This window comes from Tenacibaculum aquaeponti (assembly GCF_052084715.1).
Classification (GTDB): domain Bacteria; phylum Bacteroidota; class Bacteroidia; order Flavobacteriales; family Flavobacteriaceae; genus Polaribacter.
The window spans coordinates 1,846,118-1,863,526 of record NZ_CP197288.1 but is presented as its reverse complement, the minus strand read 5'-3'; the positions used below and the strand labels follow the sequence as shown (position 1 = coordinate 1,863,526).

At 34.1% G+C, this 17,409-nt stretch carries 17 protein-coding genes; 11 read left to right on the top strand and 6 right to left on the bottom strand.

The window, feature by feature from the left end:
- Position 1: 1 nt before the first annotated feature.
- The 3 genes from ACSIGC_RS08205 to ACSIGC_RS08195 form a co-directional block, all read right to left on the bottom strand.
- On the bottom strand, positions 2 to 2,707 hold the full coding sequence (locus tag ACSIGC_RS08205) for a DNA methyltransferase (protein WP_442267640.1): 2,706 nt from the start codon (positions 2,705 to 2,707) through the stop codon (positions 2 to 4).
- The gene (locus ACSIGC_RS08200) at positions 2,707 to 3,828 is read right to left on the bottom strand and encodes a Fic family protein (RefSeq protein ID WP_442267639.1); all 1,122 of its coding nucleotides are present in this window, start codon (positions 3,826 to 3,828) and stop codon (positions 2,707 to 2,709) included. The genes ACSIGC_RS08205 and ACSIGC_RS08200 overlap by 1 nt, the downstream gene beginning before the upstream one ends.
- Before the next feature lie 310 nt (positions 3,829 to 4,138).
- Positions 4,139 to 4,366 carry a helix-turn-helix domain-containing protein gene (locus ACSIGC_RS08195; RefSeq protein ID WP_442267638.1) on the bottom strand — a complete coding sequence of 76 codons (228 nt, stop codon included), beginning with the start codon at positions 4,364 to 4,366 and terminating at the stop codon, positions 4,139 to 4,141.
- Between the two features lie 114 nt (positions 4,367 to 4,480).
- Between ACSIGC_RS08195 and ACSIGC_RS08190 the strand changes: the two genes are divergently transcribed.
- Positions 4,481 to 4,597 (top strand): hypothetical protein, encoded by a 117-nt coding sequence (locus tag ACSIGC_RS08190; protein ID WP_442267637.1) that lies wholly within the window; start codon positions 4,481 to 4,483, stop codon positions 4,595 to 4,597.
- Positions 4,598 to 4,680: 83 nt separating this feature from the next.
- Positions 4,681 to 5,295, top strand: a complete 615-nt coding sequence (locus tag ACSIGC_RS08185; RefSeq protein ID WP_442267636.1) for a hypothetical protein — start codon at positions 4,681 to 4,683, stop codon at positions 5,293 to 5,295.
- 6 nt (positions 5,296 to 5,301) lie between these two features.
- Here ACSIGC_RS08185 and ACSIGC_RS08180 read toward each other — a convergent pair whose 3' ends face one another.
- On the bottom strand, positions 5,302 to 6,246 hold the full coding sequence (locus ACSIGC_RS08180) for a hypothetical protein (RefSeq protein WP_442267635.1): 945 nt from the start codon (positions 6,244 to 6,246) through the stop codon (positions 5,302 to 5,304).
- Between the two features lie 365 nt (positions 6,247 to 6,611).
- On the opposite strand from ACSIGC_RS08180, the gene ACSIGC_RS08175 reads away from it, so the two are divergent.
- The 6 genes from ACSIGC_RS08175 (at position 6,612) to ACSIGC_RS08150 (ending at position 10,695) form a co-directional block, all read left to right on the top strand.
- Positions 6,612 to 7,784, top strand: coding sequence for a hypothetical protein (locus tag ACSIGC_RS08175; RefSeq protein ID WP_442267634.1), 1,173 nt, complete (start codon positions 6,612 to 6,614; stop codon positions 7,782 to 7,784).
- A 332-nt stretch (positions 7,785 to 8,116) separates the two neighbouring features.
- Positions 8,117 to 8,431: a hypothetical protein gene (locus ACSIGC_RS08170; RefSeq protein ID WP_442267633.1), complete on the top strand. Its 315-nt coding sequence runs from the start codon at positions 8,117 to 8,119 to the stop codon at positions 8,429 to 8,431.
- Between the two features lie 125 nt (positions 8,432 to 8,556).
- Positions 8,557 to 8,928, top strand: a complete 372-nt coding sequence (locus ACSIGC_RS08165; protein WP_442267632.1) for a DUF7222 domain-containing protein — start codon at positions 8,557 to 8,559, stop codon at positions 8,926 to 8,928.
- Positions 8,921 to 9,376 carry a JAB domain-containing protein gene (locus tag ACSIGC_RS08160; protein ID WP_442267631.1) on the top strand — a complete coding sequence of 152 codons (456 nt, stop codon included), beginning with the start codon at positions 8,921 to 8,923 and terminating at the stop codon, positions 9,374 to 9,376. The genes ACSIGC_RS08165 and ACSIGC_RS08160 overlap by 8 nt, the downstream gene beginning before the upstream one ends.
- A gap of 291 nt (positions 9,377 to 9,667) precedes the next feature.
- On the top strand, positions 9,668 to 9,925 hold the full coding sequence (locus ACSIGC_RS08155; protein WP_442267630.1) for a hypothetical protein: 258 nt from the start codon (positions 9,668 to 9,670) through the stop codon (positions 9,923 to 9,925).
- A 191-nt stretch (positions 9,926 to 10,116) separates the two neighbouring features.
- Positions 10,117 to 10,695 (top strand): N-6 DNA methylase, encoded by a 579-nt coding sequence (locus ACSIGC_RS08150; protein ID WP_442267629.1) that lies wholly within the window; start codon positions 10,117 to 10,119, stop codon positions 10,693 to 10,695.
- On the opposite strand, the gene ACSIGC_RS08145 is transcribed toward ACSIGC_RS08150, so the two are convergent.
- On the bottom strand, positions 10,679 to 11,524 hold the full coding sequence (locus ACSIGC_RS08145; RefSeq protein WP_442267628.1) for a hypothetical protein: 846 nt from the start codon (positions 11,522 to 11,524) through the stop codon (positions 10,679 to 10,681). The genes ACSIGC_RS08150 and ACSIGC_RS08145 overlap by 17 nt on opposite strands.
- Before the next feature lie 208 nt (positions 11,525 to 11,732).
- On the opposite strand from ACSIGC_RS08145, the gene ACSIGC_RS08140 reads away from it, so the two are divergent.
- The 3 genes from ACSIGC_RS08140 (at position 11,733) to ACSIGC_RS08130 (ending at position 14,049) form a co-directional block, all read left to right on the top strand.
- On the top strand, positions 11,733 to 11,921 hold the full coding sequence (locus tag ACSIGC_RS08140) for a helix-turn-helix transcriptional regulator (RefSeq protein WP_442267627.1): 189 nt from the start codon (positions 11,733 to 11,735) through the stop codon (positions 11,919 to 11,921).
- Positions 11,922 to 12,197: 276 nt separating this feature from the next.
- Positions 12,198 to 13,439, top strand: coding sequence for a tyrosine-type recombinase/integrase (locus tag ACSIGC_RS08135; protein WP_442267626.1), 1,242 nt, complete (start codon positions 12,198 to 12,200; stop codon positions 13,437 to 13,439).
- Between the two features lie 130 nt (positions 13,440 to 13,569).
- Positions 13,570 to 14,049, top strand: coding sequence for a hypothetical protein (locus ACSIGC_RS08130; protein WP_442267625.1), 480 nt, complete (start codon positions 13,570 to 13,572; stop codon positions 14,047 to 14,049).
- A 14-nt stretch (positions 14,050 to 14,063) separates the two neighbouring features.
- On the opposite strand, the gene ACSIGC_RS08125 is transcribed toward ACSIGC_RS08130, so the two are convergent.
- Positions 14,064 to 17,345, bottom strand: coding sequence for an NACHT domain-containing protein (locus tag ACSIGC_RS08125; RefSeq protein WP_442267624.1), 3,282 nt, complete (start codon positions 17,343 to 17,345; stop codon positions 14,064 to 14,066).
- Positions 17,346 to 17,409 lie beyond the last annotated feature (64 nt).

Here is a 17,409-nt window from a genome sequence, read left to right as displayed (position 1 = left end):
CTTATTTTTTCGCTGTCTTTTTTCTTATTTTCTTTTGTTTTGCAAAAAGCGTGTCTCTTTTTACCATTTCCTCATACTGTTTGAATAAAAACTCCAAACGTTCGGTATCATTTTTAAAAGGTTGTAAACGGTAACATTGCTCAATGGCTGTATCTAGTTCTTGATGAGCTTTCAACAATCCTTTTGGCATGGTGTCAGGATTATATAATTGCGCCATGGTTTTACTTGGATGTTTTGCTCTTTCATCTAAAATAGCAAATACATAGAGATTCAGATTCTCTTTTTTCTTTTTACTGATTTCAGGAAAGGGAAAAGTATTGTAACACAACTTTGCTGAGTACCTGTAATCTGTTTTTAACTTTCCACTTATTGCCCTTACCCATACTATATGGATTCTTGAATGGATAAAACCGAAAATCCATGGTTCTGCATCATATACAATATTGGTAGCATCAGAAACAATAGTATCAGAGCTAATATATGCTAAGGGAATGTAAGTTCTGTTTTCTGATGAAACTCGTGGAACAATAATACCATCCGTATCTTTGAAAGAAATTTGTCTAAAGCTAAAATCATATTCTGCATAATCTCTGGTAGACTTTGCTTTACTTTCAGAACGAAAAGTAAAAAGTCTGTCTGTTCTTTCTTTAATGAGTGGAATTGCTTTAGCTGTTTTTTCATCCTTTGGTTCTATCCAAAGACAATACCTATGATTTCCATTTAAGAAATCACCTGCACTAGAGTAGTGTTTGATAAATTTCTTACTATCAGGATATTGTGAGGTGAGTTCTTCTGCCTCTTGCTGACTTAAAATTAAATTTCCATCATCAGCAGGCTTATTTCCCATAACTAATGGAGGAAATCCTTTTGGTGGCTTTGATTTTGGAAGTACAATTACACAGGTGTTTTTAATGAGATATGGACCTATACTTTTTACGGTTTCTACATAGTTTTTATCGAACAAAAGAACCTTTTTTACACTTGAAGATGATAGACCTATTATAGCTACCGTAACACCGGCATTGCCTTTGGCATTATTAGTCCATTTAAAGGATTTTACAGCAAAATGGATAAACACATTCAATTCAAATATTCTGCTCCATAAAACTGGAACCTGAACTCCTTGTGTAATAGAATTTGTTGTAACAAAAGCTGCTTTTGCACTTGTTCTTGAGATATACCTTGCAGCTAGTAAAAACCAAGTCCCTATGTAATCAAGACGATTTAAATTCTTTGTGCCAAAAATTCTCCACATATCTTCTCTCTGATCGTCAGAGTGTAAGTTGCTTCCTAAATATGGCGGGTTTCCAATAATATAAGCCTCATCCTCTACTGAAATTGGACAAATTGCTTCCCAATCTATTCTTGTTGCATTCCCTTGTGTAATTTGACCTGCCTCTTTTAAAGGTAATATGGGTTTAGATTTACCGAAATCAAAAAGCATTTCTTCAAATACTCGATTCATTTGGTGTTCTGCTAACCAAAGAGAAAGTATTGCCATTTCATGGGCAAAATCGTCTATTTCAATCCCATAAAATTGCGAGAGCTGAATAGAAGTCCATTTAAAAGTAGGGGAAGTCTCTAAATCAGTAATTTTTTGTAAAACTTTGATCTCTAGTAAACGGATTTCCTTGTATGTAATAATTAAAAAATTACCACTACCACATGCTGGATCAAAGAATTTGATATTAGAAATTCTTCTAATAAGTGCGTTTAACTGTCTTACAGTTGTTGCTTTTTCAAATTCTTCGTATAATTCATCAAGAAACAAAGGTTTAATAAGCTTTAGGATATTAGTTACAGAGGTATAATGCATTCCAAGATCGCTACGGTAATCAGGAATAACTACTGCCTGTATCATTGAACCAAAGATGTCTGGATTAATTTCAGACCAATTAAGATCACCTAATTCAAGTAATATTTTTCGAGCTTTAGTATTAAACTTTGGAGAGTGTACTTTTTGACCAAATAGTCCGCCATTTACATAGGGAAATTTAGCTAAGAAATCTGGATAATTATCTTCACTTTCACTATTTAAGCGATCAAATAAATCATCTAAAAAAGAGTGTGTATCACTTCCGTTTTTAGCAGTATGTTGTGCAAGTGTATTGGTAAAAATGCTTTCCTGCTCAAAAATTTCAGTATCTTCTGCAAAGAAGCAAAATAATAAACGGGATAAAAAGATATTAAGATGATGAATGCTCTCTTTTGAGTTATAAATATTTGGATTTTCCTCAATTAGCAAATCATATAAAGAAGCCATTTTGTACGAGGCATTTCTATCTGCTTCATTATCGTTACTTGAATTATATACTTCGCTACCTGCCAATGGTAAAAAGAAATCGAAATAGTTAGGCAGTTCCTTTATTTCAATATCTAAGTTTTTACCTAATCTTAAATCCTTTGCTACAATTTGTTTATTGTCAGTTAGAATTGCAAATCTTGGTTTGTATTTTAAGATTTGTTCGTCTTTTGCAATGGTATCAATACTGCTTAAGAGTTTTCCAGTAGCCTCTTCTTTAAAAAAGATTTTCTTTTTATAAAGAATCTCACCATCAACCTTTGATAAGTTATAATCTCCTTTTTTTAGCCTTGTTACAGAAGTCCTTGAAATTCCATAAGCAATCAACAAATCAAATATGAATTCGTCTTTTGAAAAGTTGTCTGTTAGATTCTGAACATTATATTTTATTTCGGTTGATTTCATTAAGCTTCTTCTAAATTAATATAATAACGTGTACTTTTTAGCTCTCCTGTTTTAAACAGAATACCTTTACCTACCAAATCTTTTAAATCCCTTGTTGCTGTTGACGCAGAAGTTTTTGCAATGCGCGTATAGTTTTCTGCACTTAAACCACCTTTAAAACCATGATGTCCCTCTCTAAATATACGACGTACAACAGTCGTTTGGCGTTCATTCATTAGATTAGCAAAACGATCAAAGAATTTTGCTTTTTGAATTAAAAACTCAATAATCTGTAAGGTGTTATTTTGAGCATCAATAACTGTCTGACCAAAATACAATAACCATTCTGTAAGGTCTAACTTCATATTATGTTCACCTAGAGATGCATAATAGGCTTTCTTATTGGATTGAATCATTTGGGACAATGAAATCAGGGCAGGGCGACCCAAACTTATAGAAAGAGACTTTTCTGAAATTGCCCGAGCTATCCTTCCATTTCCATCCTCAAAAGGGTGAATAGCTAAAAAATAAAAGTGAGCGATTCCTGATTTTGCCAATAATGAACTAGCACTCATTCCATTTGCGTGTTGCTCATTAAACCAATCGTTAAAAGCTTTCATTTCATGTGCCATACTGTTGGAAGGAGGTGCTTCATAATGTACCGTTTTCTTATCCATCCTTGCACCAGAAACAATTTGCATAGGATCTTCATGCGTTCGGTAGCGACCAATATCAACCAAATCCCTTCTGCCATTGGTAAGCATTCTATGCCATTCAAATAAATATTCGTTTGTTAATGACTCATCATAGGTCTGATATAGATTGACCATCATTTCAGAAATTCCAAACTCGGCAGCAGGTAATTTTCTGTTTTCAACGGCTAATCCTAAATTTTTCTTGATGGACTCCTGAATGCTATCACGATTTAGATACTCACCTTCAATTTCTGAGGTTTTCATGGCTTCATCAGATAATACTTCCACAAGTAACTGATCTTTCTCATCGTTAGATACATGCTTCAAAGCACCTAATGCCATCGCGCTAGATTGAATAAATGCAAGTTCTAACCCTAGCAAAGCCTCTTCATCATAGGTGAAGTTAGGCCATTTATCTTGTTGCCAATTCCATTTAAAAGCTGTCATGAGCTATATCTTTCTTTTTTATAGCTCAAATATAATATTTTTTTGAGCTATAAATAAAGGTTTTTTAGCTCAATTTATATATCGATCCCAATAATAAGGTGGTTTACGATTTTTTTCAAAAAAACACTTGACATAAATATCAAGACTCTGTATAAACTACTACTCATCAACCAATACCTCCCAAAATTCATAAAAATGCTGCTTAAAATCTTGCAGTTTTTTTTCAAGTGTATTGGCAATTCAGCTATTAACAACTGCTACCTGGAAGGGTATTTAAAACACCTCAAGCAGAACGCAAATTTTCATTTGATTAACTCAATTCTTTAAAAAAATCTTCCAAAGTAATTTGATGAATATCTAACAAACGAAAAAGGGTTTCGATCTTGAAGTTTTGACCTTTTTCTAATCTCCAATACTGCTTTCTATCCAAGCCTTTGTCCAAAGCAAAATTCTCATAGCTCGTGTACCCTGCATCTATGCGGAGTTTCTTTATGCGTTCTGCAATACTGGTTATTCTTTTACTGTTATCTATTCCCATACAGTATCGAAATAACCGTAATTTAATTGTTAAAAAATACGGCTTACAAGCCTCTATTAGAAAAAAATCAATATATTTGAGGCATAAAAGCCGTATAAATAAATTATAAAAATCATGTCAAACCACAAACAAAAATGCACGATGTGTAATGGAACGGGGCGTATTTACAATGCCCGAAAAGGAAGTGAAACCTGTCCTACTTGCCAAGGACGCGGATATATTTGGGTATAAAACCAGTATTAAAAGCAATAAAATGGGCATTTCAGTACCTATTTTAAACAATCAATACCGTAAATCTTAACATCTTAATACTTATGACATCACAAGATTGCCCGCACATTGAAATACATGGTATAAACAACCTACAGAAATGGAATAAAATTATGAATGCCAAGAAACAACTAGCAACATTAAGTCTTATTGCCCTTGGTGCCTTTGGCACGTTAAAGGCACAGACATCTAATGACAATTTGTTGGCATTTAATGGCGCTGCTAAAACAGAAGTTACTACCAATAACAATGCTCCAATAATTAAAGTTGGACACGGTGGTGATGCGGAAACACTTTCAATCAAAAATTCTGCATTGGTTCTATACATTTCTGGCGGTACAAAAGACAAATATTCCGCAGAGCAATATGCCAAAATGCTTCAAACCATGTTTAAAGATGCAAAGCGTACCAATTATCCAACTGATATTTCCATTGTATATCAAGAAAGCCAAAAAGATAGGGTTACGCTTGGTTCTGCATACATTAATGGTCGTACTTATGATAAAAATGGTGGAGACTATAAAGATGGTGATGGTATTTTAACGCCTGCTCAGATGGTTAAATTAATACCTGTTTTAACGGCTGAACATGCTAAGAAAAACAATATTGCCGCTGTTAAGAAGCCAGAAGCTGACTCTCCATCTATTGTAATGAATTAAATCAACTTATCCCAAACCAATATCTGATTTGATAACCGGTTCTTGTGGTTGGGTGTTTAGTGCAATATTTTGTTTTGGCTGGATATTCATGCCGTTAGCCACCTCATTAAACGGGTCTTTTATACTACTGGCTTTTTCAGAAAAAGGATCATCAGATACAGTACTTGCAAATGAAGTGGTACTTTCATTATTAAAGGAAGCAAACGGATCGTCATTTGATGTAAGATTATTTGTATGGGCGTAGTTATCCAGTTCATCTTCTCTAATATCCGCTCTAGCTTCGTTTAAAAGAGATGAGCTTCCTTTATTATCAATGCGTACATCAACCAGAGCTTTCTCAGTATTAATGCCATCATGTTTCGCTTGGGCTGTGAGGTCTTTAATTTTTTTAAGTGCTTCCGCTTTATACTCGGCTTCCAATTCTTCCCTTACTTTAGGATCAAGCTTATCCATCAAAGGATCATTGAGTTTATCGTTTAAGTTTTTATTGATGTGATTGTACTTGTCTTTGAGTCTGTCAAAATCGCTTTTTTCCTTACTTAACTGCGTGTTCAATACATCTTTGGCTTCTTTTTCATTTAGGTGAGAAACGTCCTTGTTATATTCGGTTTTCATGAGTAATTGAAACTCTTGAAGATCAAAATCACCTTTAAGGTGATTAAGGTTTTTAATGCGCTCAGCAGCTTTTTCCATCTGAATGCGCGTTTCTTTTAACTTATCAAGTAAGTCCTTAATGCTGTCCTCAAAGTTTTGCAGTTGCTGCATCAAATTAAGTGTTTTAGTAATATCGTCTGATTTTTTATTCTTAAGATCTTTTTCTTGAATTATGTCGGATATGTATGTATTGGCAATATCCACACGATTACCAGATTTTATAGCAAGCAGTAGTTCATTTTCAGCTACCGCCTCAACTGTCGCATTATCCTGTTTGTGTTTGTTATCCTCAGACATTGGTTTTCCCTCATTTCCCCATAGTCACGTAATATTTTGACAGAAAAAGATAAAGTGACGGTTAATTATGGAAACTAATTTTAGATAAATACCCCTAAAATTTTATCTATTTATCCAATTTAAGTGCTCACTAACCTTTTCAGTCCGTATGATTTTTGTTTTAATTTCGATTTATACTTAGATAGCCTAAAGAACGCAGTCACTTGAAAGCAGTATTTTTTTGAAAATGGAATAAAGAGACTTATCCCAAGGAAGGAACACTCTAAATAAAAAAGATTAAAGAAGGATTAAGGTTTCTTGTTTTATAATTATGACCGTGAGATTTCATTGATGCGAGGGCAGGTATTGTGCGTTGGACAAAAGTATTGGCAAGAGATTTAAGGCTTCGTGTAGCAGCCACAAAGATACCGCCTCACAGGTTTCTAAAAGATAGAACTGATATTCTAGAGGGATTGGATGATGATTTATTTACGGCCCTTATCAAAGGTGAGTATGACGGATTGGTAGACCCTAGCCATATCAATTATCTTTATGCAGCTTGTAAAGCAGAGAAAAAAACACATACCCGAAGACAGAGCAAAGAAAAGACTGAAATTCCAAGTGCGAAACGAGATAAAATTAAAGACGAAATAAAACGTACTGGATTAACCATTTCTAGACTTCTAAAGATACATCCCGAAGTCGATATCAACCCTGTCAATGTTCGACTTGTTGTAAACAATAAAATCAATAAATGGTTTGAAAAAGAAATTGATATTATCCTTTCACTTTACGCTCAAAGACCTGATAGGATTGTAAATGAGGAAACTATTTTACAAACCGACAAGGACTGTAAAAAAGGCAAAAGCCAAGCATCATTAAAATCAACATATATTCCTGTAACGGAAGACATGGTGCAACATATAAAACTCGAAGCTAGTCGCACAGGTATAAGTCCCCGCACACTTTCCACAGCGTCTAATTATGATGGCAATTTCCAATTTATCTATAAGCTTTATTGTGGACATCAAAAAAGCATTGCTAAGGATAAGCTAGATACAATTTACAAACTCTATGCACAATTACCCGATAAAAGCGGTAACCTTAAAAGAGGTTGCCGCAACGGATATACCCAAATTACACCAGACATTATTGAAGAAATCGAACACCATATAGAACGTACTGGATTAGGTATTTATCGCTTTATGAATTTGTATGGGCTTAATTACATAGGCATTTCTAATGTTACTAATTGGGTAAAAGGACGCGCTAAAAGTGCTTTGAAAGAGCATGTAGAAACGCTCTTAAATACTTGGAAAACATTACCCGATAATTACTACATCAAAATTATTCCTGAAATGTCCGCTCATGTAAAAAATGAAATTGAACGCACTGGCATTGGTGTGCATAAGATTCTTAGAGGGAATACAGAGGCGAAAAAAGCGGGCATTACCTCATCTCAAATCAAATCGGTAATCGAGTGTACTAGCCTTAAAATGAAAGCTACCATGGTTCATCAAATATTGGCTTTATGGAATGACAAACCAAATAAAAGCTAGCCGAAGCAAATGAGTAAAATAGCAGTTTGTAAACCAGTGCAAATATAGCCTTTCAGCCTTTGCGCTCATGAAAGACCTCGCCCTTCGGGTTGCCGAACATTTTTTCTTGAAAAAAATAACCGCCCAAGTCTTGCCTCTTCCACCGCTGCGGCAATCATAGCCCTGTCTTACAAACAGCTCTTAAACCCAAAAAAAGAAAAAATAATTAAGAAAATAACTCATATCTGAATGGAATATGTCAGGTACATACACCTGCAACCTTTGTTAATGATTTTTTTAATTTTTCCGAGCTAAGCCCTTGTTGAAAAATAGTATTTAAGAAAGGAAAGAACATGGAAAACCATATTTTTTATAGTGAAATCAGAAATCAAATTGTATCTGAATTATTAAGTAGTCCAGGGGATTTGTTAAAAATCAAGCATATCGTACATCTTGAAGACAATGAGCAGTCTCATTTTTCAATTTGTTCAGAAGCAGCAAGGGTCTTTTATGCTGTTCAGGATTTATCAGGTGTCAAAATAATGAATCAATCTCAAGCATTGTCCCATTATTCAAAGAGAATTTTTAAATGCCTAATCAAAAAAAAGAAGCTGGCAGGTATTGATATGGTAACAATTGCCTCTCAGACCATTCAGCAATTTTCTTAAACCTGCCTATGACTGGCTGATAACTCTGGTCAGTTCTTTTTAATAAACCGTATTTCAATTGGTACGCATCTAATCACTTAGATGATGTAACCGCCTGCCTGATTAACAACAAAAAAGGAATCTATATGAACGAAACACTTTTACGAAAAAGCTTGAATTGCATTATTCACAATGAGCCTGACAGCATCAAAGCTTTTGTGGCTAAAGAAGCACTTAGTTGGAGGAATATAAAAGGTTTTTTTATAAACTTAGAAAAACGTAGCTGTACCTCTGGAATGATAAGCACGCTGAATCACTATGACCAAACGCATCGGTTTTTTAATCATTACTATGATGAAATTGAAGCACTGCGAATGGATATCCAAAAGCAAACGGGTACGCCCGTAAAGATCACCTATGATTTAAAAACATCATTATCTTGGTTTGCCTTTGAGCAAACAGCCCATCAAATGGCAAATGATTTAAAGATTTTTGATGGAGGTTCTCAGCATGACTAAAAGAAAAAGCAATATTGAGCATGTGAAACTTGTTTACAGAAATAAGATCAAAGCTTCAGATAGACCAAAAGTTGCATGTAATAGGGATGCCTACAAAATCTTTAGAGAAGATTGGGATGATGACACCATTAATTTGGTGGAAGAATTCAAATTAATGGCTCTTGATAGAAACCTACGGGTAATGTCTATTGCCACGATTTCAAAAGGCGGTATGAGTGGTACTCTTGTTGATCTTAAAATTTTGTTTGCAACAGCTTTATTACGACGAGCAAACCGCATAATTATTGCTCATAATCATCCAAGTGGTAATACAAAACCTAGCAGACAAGATATAGCACTTACCGAGAAAATTAAAAAAGCAGGTGAGATATTGGACTTGCCATTAGATGACCATATTATTGTGACTGATAGTGCTTATGGTTCTATGAATGAACAGGGTTTTATCTGATAAAACTCACAGATTAGCCCTAGTGGCGAGTTCACTAATTAATTTAGGCGTTCCCCCTCACTTGGCTAAGGCTTCGCTTTGCTCACGAGCTTAAAAACCGTTTCCCCAAGTTTTTCTAATTCGATTTCATCTTATTAAAAAAACTTAGGAGATACCCCTCGTTTTTTAAGGCCAAGCCTTCGTACACCCCCTTTTAGCAACCCATTGGTTCTATGGAAGCGACCCACCACGCTAACGCTTTGGTGGTGTGCTTCAAAGAACCACAAAACCATTTTATGAAAGGAACTGAAAATGGAAAACAAAACTGAAACCACAAACAATGAAAACAAACCTAACTGGAGATTGGTACAAGAAAAAGCGTATTACAAAACAGCAAGGAATGGACAGCAGGTTCGTGAAACCAAGAATATAGAACTGGCTGTTGGATGGCAAAAGGCTAATGAAAATGGAACTAACTATATTTCTTGGTCGGATAGTGTAATTCCTGTTTTGCCAGATGTTGACGGGCGCATTGTTACACGCGCTTTTGAAATTACTTACGACAATTAAAGAGCTTAACTATGCAAGGGAATATCTCCCTTGCATAGCTTATTTATGGAGGAAGACCATTGGTAAACTATTTTAACGACTTTGCAAAACCTATTGAACAAATCGGACGAAAACACGGAATTTCAAAAGTATTCAATGATCTATTAACTATGGGTATTTGTTCATTCCATAGCACAAACATACAAAGCCGATTGATACAGAAAGATGAAGATAATGAAGCTTTATATATGGAGACTATCAAGTCCTATACAAAAGAAGAATTAAACGAACTCGCTAAATCTTTAGGAGCTTTACAACTAAATGTGTTTGATAATCCATATTCGGATATTTTGGGTGAATATTTTACACAAAGCATTACCAAAGGACAAAACGGACAGTTTTTTACACCTACTCATGTTTGTGAAATGATGGCTCAAATGACAGTTCCTAATTTAGAAGAAGAAGGAAAACGAATTTTAGACCCTGCATGTGGCTCTGGACGCATGCCACTTGCAGCGGCTAAAATTAATCACAAAAATGAGTTCTTTGGTGCAGATAACGACCAAACCTGTGCAAAAATGGCAACGCTTAATTTCTTTTTAAATGGACTAAAGGGAGAAGTGGCGTGGATGAATAGTCTTACTATGGAATGGTATGGCAGTTGGCAAATCAATATGAATGGATTGGGAATTATTCCCGTTGAAAAAGAGCAATCTTATATATGGAGTGAGGCTCCAAAATTGAAAAAGTCAAATATTAACGAAGACAAACAGCTTACTCTTTTCTCATAGCTGTACCATTAGCAAACCGTTTTGTAAGAATAGGAATGTGATCTAGTAATTGTTTTGGTGAAAAAACGCCATCACCACCTTCATATTCACCACCACTTTTGTCATAATATTTTCCCTGTAAGTATGCAGATATTAGAGTTCTTCTGTTTGAGGAACTTTCTTCATAATACACGTAAATATCTGTTGGATATTGTGTGCGCTTTTTATCTTTAAACATTATACGAAACATTTTAGCATAATCTTCAGCTGAATATTTTTTATCCTGTCCGCCTGATACATGTATTACAATTGCATTTATTTTTGCTGAAAGAAGGTGAGCATCAGAAGATTTTCCTTTTCTTATAAATGAGATACCTTCCGTTTTGTTGGTTTTAAAATCTTTACTATTTAATTTTGCAAACCGCTCAGTTATTACAGGAATATAATTTACTAATTCAGCAGGTGTAAAAACACCATCTCCATTTTCGTATTCGCCTCCATTTTTGTCAAAATTTCTTCGAGAAATAAGTGCTCTAACGGATGTTTTTCTATCCTTACCACTTTCCTCATAACGCACATAGATTTCTGTTGGATATTGAGTGTACTTTTTATCTTTAAACATTAAGTGAAACATTTTTGCATAGTCTGTGGCGGAATATTTAGGATCTTTACCTCCTGAGATATGAAGAACAATTACTGGAAATAGAGCTGAAATATCCACTGCTTGCCCTGCTGTACCTTTTGCTATTAATGGTAAATCTTCGACACCTATATTCTTAGTTTTTGAATCTTTTTGCGCGTAAACAGCAATACTAAAAAATAAAAGCAGAAAAGCAATTCTTAATTTCATAAATGGCTGTAAGTTTTGAGGTTATCCAAACAAAAATAACAACTTTTTATGAACCAATTTTGCGCATCTCATCAATTGATAGAGAAATTAATTTTTAGGACAGACATCACGTCAGGGGAGATCAATCCCCTGAATATGTGACGCTTCATGAGTTTTATTTGCACCATAAATAACAATCTATAAAGCCCATCAACAAAGAGAGGTAAACATGCCAAATCGTATCTTGAAATTACCAGAGGTTATTCAAAAAACAGGATTGTCTAGATCAACCATATACGCCTACAAAAAAGAAGGAATATTTCCTGAACCGATTAAACTCGGAAGAAGAAGTGTAGGATGGATTGAACAGGATATAGAAAACTGGATTGAAGAAAAAAGAGTGAGTTATTCAATTTGACAAGGGATTCTGGTATACTAAATGATGTACCAACAGGAATAACCCTGAATGTTATAGCAATTGTTTGTGGGGGTATTTTAGGGGGTATCAGATTTTTTAGGTTTACCAAAAGTGTTTTGATTCAAACGGTTAATGCGTTCATTCGTGTTCCTGCGCGATCACCACTTACTCTTCCAAAGAAATCTAAAAAACTCCCCAAACCCCATACTAAATAAGCTTTTCAGGAGAATTATTCTTCCGAGTAAGTCCATGAGGATTTACAGAAATCTATCCTATATGGGGGTATTTCTGGGGGTACTGAATCAATTTAGAGAAAGGATGATACCCCCAATGCAACTAACTGACCTACAATGCAAAAAGTTAAAACCTAAAAATCGAGAGTATAAAAAAGCCGATGGCAGGGGTTTATTTATGCTTATCAAGCCAAATGGCTCAAAGCTTTGGCGTTATAAATACCGAATAGAAAGAAAAGAAAAGCTGTATAGTATTGGAATGTACCCTGAATATTCTTTAGCAGAAGCCCGAAATATCCATCAATCTCTACATAAAATGGTTACAGAAGGTATAGACCCTATTGCATATAACAAGAACAAGAAGCAAAAAGAGCTTCAAGAAAAGGGGCAAACATTTTCAATGATAACTTATCAATGGTTGGCAAAGCATAAGCAGGAAGTTAAGCACCAAACTTATGAAACAAAAAAAAGCAGAATTGAAAAATATATTTTACCGTCTTTGGGAAATATCCCAATAAGAGAACTAAGCTCTCAAGATATTCTTTCTATGATAAAAAAGATTGAGCAAAGAGGGACGTTTGAGATTTCAAAAAGAGCAAAACAACATTGTTCACAAATTTTGAGGTATGCATTGGCATGTGGACTGGTAGAACGAGATTATACCGTTGATATTAAAGATGCACTGGTAAAACATAAAATCAAGCATCAACCTGCATTGATTAAGCCAGAAGATGTAAAAGATTTTTTAGATGCGTTTCAGCGTAATGATGCACGATTACATAAACAAACAAGACTTGCTCTTGAAATGCTGATGCTTACGTTTGTTCGTCCCGTTGAAATGGCAGAAGCGAAATGGGAAGAATTTAATTTAAATGAGAATAAATGGGTTATTCCACCAGAGAGAATGAAAATGGGAGAAGAACATATTGTACCATTGTCAAAACAAGCAATACGAATTTTACATGAGTTAAAAGAACTCAATGGAAATAGAGAGCATTTGTTTATCAATCAGCGTGACCCAAAAAGACCTATGAGTAGAGATACGTTTTCAAATGCTATTAGATTGCTAGGTTTTCAGGGACGTCATACAGGACATGGATTTAGAGCTATGGCAGAAACATTGATTCAAGAACAGTTAGAATATGATTTTTCTGTTGTAGATCGACAATTGGCTCATAAACCCAAAGGCTCATTGGGAGCTACCTATAACAGGGCGCAGTTTTTAGAAAAAAGAACCCTAATGATGCAAGATTGGGCGGATTACATAGACAGACTTAAGTTTTAAAATTTATCAATGCAAATAATTGACATAATACTTAAAATGGAGTATTGTTCATTACCATAAGCATAGGGAGAGGTTAATGCCGCTATTATTATCACAGGATCTTAGAAATTATTTTCATCATGTTGCAAGTTTGAAAACGCATGTGTTTCATCGTAAACGTCGCAAAGCATACATAGCTAATAGTAATAAAGAATTGATAGAAGATTTAAAAAAGGATGGTGCATATTCTGGAATAAATGGAGAAACCCTGAGAGATTTAAAACTTCAACTAATAAATTTTAAATGGGATGTTGAGCTAAGTATGCTTAGTCATAAAACTACAGTTTTATATGAATGTGGTGAGACCGAATTAGGAGTAGAAGATTTTGAGGCTTTCAAACAGTTTATTAACAATGAAATTGCTAAACGTCCAGAACCAACATTAACGGATCATGAAAAAGTATTAAGATATCTAGACTATAAACAAAAGAGAGAAGAATTTAGCATAAGGAACGCTATCAATAGTGATTACTATAAAATTAATCAGGATGAAAGTGTTTTCTCAGATGAATTCAAAGAAACACTAACTGCCTATAAAAATTGGGTTTCGGCTGATTTTGGGCCTCCATAGATAAGTTATTAACCTCAATCACTCATAATAAACTCCCCTTTAATAGTCGCTGTCCTTATAACAACAGAGATAAAATAATTTACTACATTATTGTGGCAAAAACTTTGTTCAATGAATTTAATTAATTCTTGTCCACTTATGGATGTTGTCAAAAGTAAGTATTTGATAAGTAAACTTACAAAACTATTAGCCCATGCATCATCAAACTTTTTACTCTCTACTATTGCTCTTATACAATCAATTAGACATCCTTTTAGCCAGCTAATATAATAATCATTGGGTACATGATTCAAATGGAGAAGGTACTCGATGGAATTACTCTTATCCAAGTAAGAGGCTTGCTCATCAATTATAATAGACCAGGCTAACTCTACAAAATCACCAGTATTGTATTCTTTGAGATGTGACCAAAATAGAAATGAAAATTCAGTTCTATCAAATTCTTCAGATGATTTTGTAAACGCTTCTTCTAGTAATTGAGGTACAAATAAGAATTCATTTATAGTAGAAAAATGCTTATACGATCTATAGAGTAACATATATATATGTGGTGTCATTTGATAGCCAATATCGCCTTTATAATTTTGAATTTTTTTTATCAAATGTATACTCGTCATAGGGATATATGAAATTGACTTAAGGATTATAGCAGCAGCTTTAGTCTGAATATTCTGAACTGCCCAGTTGAATAACTTTCCAATACTCTTGGCATCTTTAAAGGAAGAACAAATTGAAACTATAGCTGTTTTTAATTTGCTATCATGAGTATCTGTTGTTACTATTTGTTCAAGCTTTGACTCAACATTTTTCTCGATAGAGAATCCTTTTAGAAGGTAAATCACTAATCTAAACTGATTTGGATAAGGTGGCTTTTGTTTTAATAACCAATCACAAAGCATCTTTTTTGTTTTAATATCAATACGATTAGCCGTATTAATTATACGTGAAAAATGTTCGGGAGCTATAATAGAATCTTCACATCCATTAATGAGATGATTTGCCAGAACGCAAAGAACTTTAGGACTGCCAATAGTTGTAAGAGCAAATGTAGCGGTACTAGCAAAAATAGAGCGATTTAAAAAAGGAATGATTGTCTCAATAAATCGGTCATCTCGTAAAGAGGCAATATTACACATGGCACTTATTACATTAAGTTCATTTTCATTATCCCAATTGTCTATTATTTTTAAGAATCTCAACCTATCCTGTTTACTCATAGTGTGAAAACTAACTTCTTTCTTACTCCAAGTAGGACTAGTTAGACGAGTATAAAAATCAGACGCCCATAATTGAGGTACGGAGTAACGTAAATTACTCCATTTAATTGAAGGGATTCGATTTGACAAATCTTTAATAAGATATTCATTTTCTGACTCTAATAATAGGGAAAGGATGTCTTGGTACCTGGGATGACCATTTAACGCATAGTTTATTAATATTTCATAAATGTTAATCCCTATATCATTTGTATCTCTTAAAGAGGCTCCTTTAGAAACTTGTATCTTCGCTAAGATATACCATCCATTTCCAGTTCGTTCACGTTTAATCCATTTTAAGTGTTCTTTAAGCTCTTTATTTATTACATCTTCTGTGTCAGTATTCATTGAACATCCCGCTAAAAGACAAGTCACCTCTAGCCATTCAAAGTCAAAAGCTCTTTCTTGCATAAATCGTTTAACCCAAGTAATACCTTTATTATTAATACTAAGAGCTGTAAAATATTCTTGTAAATTTAAGTGTGTAAATTCAAATACTCCTGGGCTCGTTCCAATTTCATTTAAAAACCTAGATTGTTTTAATACTTTTTTTACAAAATCATTTTTAGGTAAGACTCCTTTAATTAATTTTTGCTCAGATGAAAATGAAAGTATCTCTGCAAAATGCGTAATGATTTCTAGATGTTCTTCTTCTAATACATCATCGTGATTTTCGTTGTAATCCAACTGAATTAGCTTTACTAAATAGAAAAATACTTTTGCTTTTGTAAGTTCTGTAATTTCAACTGATTTTTCTTTGGAAATTAGATAGTTAATTACCTCACACAGTATGATTAACATAAAAGGTGTCGTTGCCAATTGCCTAATTGTTCTATTAATGAATAATACTCTAAGTATCTCACTTTGATGCAGTTTGCCAGGGTTTAAACTACAGTACTGAGCTACTAAATGCTTCATTGAGGAGGGAGCTAAAGGAATAATATCATAAAAAGATACTGTCCCTAAACGGGATATTTTACTGAGTCCACTGGACCTAGAAGTGATGATTACTTTTTTATTTGACAGCTTACTCCTAATCTGGTTGATAATAGATTTTCTTTGTTTAGGTGAAACCTCATCCAGCCCATCAAACAAAAATATAGGATTTAGCTCTTTTTTGATTACAATATCTTCAAGTAGAAGCCCTTTGTATATTGCCGTGTCTAAATTGTAATTTAGATATGCTTGAAAGAAATAAGTATAAAAAGAATGTGTTGGATGATGATTAAAAAATTTCTCTAGATCATGTAAAGAGAAATAAAGAGCAAAGTCGTAATCCGTAATATGTCCAAAACAAACTTGTTTTAATAGCCATTTTAAGCTGCACGTCTTTCCGCTCCCAGGCACCCCAATAAGGACTGACCATTGGGATGTATCTGCAAAAAGAGATTGAATTGAAATTGAATTGAATGATTTCTCATGTAAACCTTTTGAAATCTCAAATTCTCTCATTTCACTAGTCTGGGATGCCATTCTTTCCCTAATGTTTAAGGGGGATAAATGGATAGGCTGATACAATTCATCACTAGATAGTTGAGCGTGTAGAAGTAATTGAACAGGATTCCATTTCGGGTCTTCAAGGACTTGTTTTTTCCATTTTTCCAGTTCCGTTTTTATAATTGTTCTTGGGGTTGTTTCAGTTAGTAGTTCTTTATGAGTTTCTTGGGATAAGTCTTGAGTAATTTCAGGTTGAATTCCATAAATCTTTCTATCTATATAATCCTTAGCGGAGTTGTAACCCAGATAGATTGCAAAACAATTCTTAGTGTGTTTGTTCCCTTTCGATCTCCTATATTTAAATATATTTTCAACTGTAGCGGCACTTATAGAGCCTATATATAATCGATTCTCTTTAGTCCGTTTTGCGCGCAAAATATTTCCTAAGTAATAATCGTTTTTTACTTTATTCAATAATGTAGCTTCAAGATCGCTTACAAATTCTTCACTTATGCTTCTAGACCAAGAGCTAGGGTTTCCCCTTCTAAATTGTTGCGCTAGGTCCTCAGCAATATTTTTCCAAAAAACATCTAGTTGATCCATCTAATAGCTGGTTTTTTTTAAGAGGTTTTTAGATGCAATACCATTTTGCAAAGACTTTGCAAAT

What these genes read in the sequence shown, in the direction of transcription:
- ACSIGC_RS08205 (WP_442267640.1), bottom strand. Translation starts at nt 2,707, where the DNA reads ATGAAATCAACCGAAATAAAATATAATGTTCAGAATCTAACAGACAAC.
- ACSIGC_RS08200 (WP_442267639.1), bottom strand. Translation starts at nt 3,828, where the DNA reads ATGACAGCTTTTAAATGGAATTGGCAACAAGATAAATGGCCTAACTTC.
- ACSIGC_RS08195 (WP_442267638.1), bottom strand. Translation starts at nt 4,366, where the DNA reads ATGGGAATAGATAACAGTAAAAGAATAACCAGTATTGCAGAACGCATA.
- ACSIGC_RS08190 (WP_442267637.1), top strand. Translation starts at nt 4,481, where the DNA reads ATGTCAAACCACAAACAAAAATGCACGATGTGTAATGGAACGGGGCGT.
- ACSIGC_RS08185 (WP_442267636.1), top strand. Translation starts at nt 4,681, where the DNA reads ATGACATCACAAGATTGCCCGCACATTGAAATACATGGTATAAACAAC.
- ACSIGC_RS08180 (WP_442267635.1), bottom strand. Translation starts at nt 6,246, where the DNA reads ATGTCTGAGGATAACAAACACAAACAGGATAATGCGACAGTTGAGGCG.
- ACSIGC_RS08170 (WP_442267633.1), top strand. Translation starts at nt 8,117, where the DNA reads ATGGAAAACCATATTTTTTATAGTGAAATCAGAAATCAAATTGTATCT.
- ACSIGC_RS08165 (WP_442267632.1), top strand. Translation starts at nt 8,557, where the DNA reads ATGAACGAAACACTTTTACGAAAAAGCTTGAATTGCATTATTCACAAT.
- ACSIGC_RS08160 (WP_442267631.1), top strand. Translation starts at nt 8,921, where the DNA reads ATGACTAAAAGAAAAAGCAATATTGAGCATGTGAAACTTGTTTACAGA.
- ACSIGC_RS08155 (WP_442267630.1), top strand. Translation starts at nt 9,668, where the DNA reads ATGGAAAACAAAACTGAAACCACAAACAATGAAAACAAACCTAACTGG.
- ACSIGC_RS08145 (WP_442267628.1), bottom strand. Translation starts at nt 11,524, where the DNA reads ATGAAATTAAGAATTGCTTTTCTGCTTTTATTTTTTAGTATTGCTGTT.
- ACSIGC_RS08140 (WP_442267627.1), top strand. Translation starts at nt 11,733, where the DNA reads ATGCCAAATCGTATCTTGAAATTACCAGAGGTTATTCAAAAAACAGGA.
- ACSIGC_RS08135 (WP_442267626.1), top strand. Translation starts at nt 12,198, where the DNA reads ATGGGGGTATTTCTGGGGGTACTGAATCAATTTAGAGAAAGGATGATA.
- ACSIGC_RS08125 (WP_442267624.1), bottom strand. Translation starts at nt 17,345, where the DNA reads ATGGATCAACTAGATGTTTTTTGGAAAAATATTGCTGAGGACCTAGCG.